The sequence below is a fragment of the Mangrovivirga halotolerans genome (genome assembly GCF_026241165.1).
Taxonomy (GTDB): Bacteria; Bacteroidota; Bacteroidia; order Cytophagales; family Cyclobacteriaceae; genus Mangrovivirga; species Mangrovivirga halotolerans.
The window spans coordinates 1-684 of the sequence record NZ_JAPFQN010000037.1; the positions used below are offsets into that span (position 1 = coordinate 1).

The window sequence follows — 684 nt, forward strand, 5'->3', positions numbered from 1 at the left end:
AGATTGCCTTTTAACGATGTTAAATACTTCAGGGTACTGATTTTCATTAAGTTTAACAGAGCTTCCCTTCATAAGACCAATGAAAAGACCTTGAGCTATCTTTCTTAAGATGAAAATGGTAACAACTGTACTTATTATAATTAATGTAATTGTAAATCCTTTAATCGTAGATTCATAAAAAGCATTAAATATTAGTCCTAAAACTCCTAAATATGCTAATACACTAAAAACCACCCTGAAATTGTAATACATAGTTTCTTTTGGGTGTATGGTCCAATTTTGGGATATATTTTCCAAAATTCCGTTGTGGGTGTCGGCTTTAGTGATGATATGATTCAGAGATTTGTCAGCTTTTTCTTTTTTTGATAAATACCATTTATCGACTTCATTAGTTGGTAAATAATGCTCAAGCAAGTAGGCTAAAAATTTTGTTCTATTCGTCTCGCCTTCAATTTCTAGTGCGGTACTGTTGCCTTCTTGATTAATTATAAACCTGATGCAATTATCGGACTCATACCTATCAATCGAAACACCACCTTTATTTTGTTTTGTGTCAACGGCAGTGTATAAGTCATACAATTTTTGAAAGTCTCCCAGAAGATTATTAAATGAAATCCACTTTCTGTAGTCTTTTTCTATATTTAAAAATTCGTGCATTTTATTGTTTTTATCTGATTGCCAACG

At 31.4% G+C, this 684-nt stretch carries 1 protein-coding gene; it reads right to left on the reverse strand.

Features of this window, described 5'->3' with window-relative positions:
- Positions 1-657, reverse strand: a 657-nt coding sequence (locus tag OO013_RS20120) for an SH2 domain-containing protein (RefSeq protein ID WP_266058926.1), incomplete at its 3' end; no start/stop codon positions are given.
- Positions 658-684: the final 27 nt, after the last annotated feature.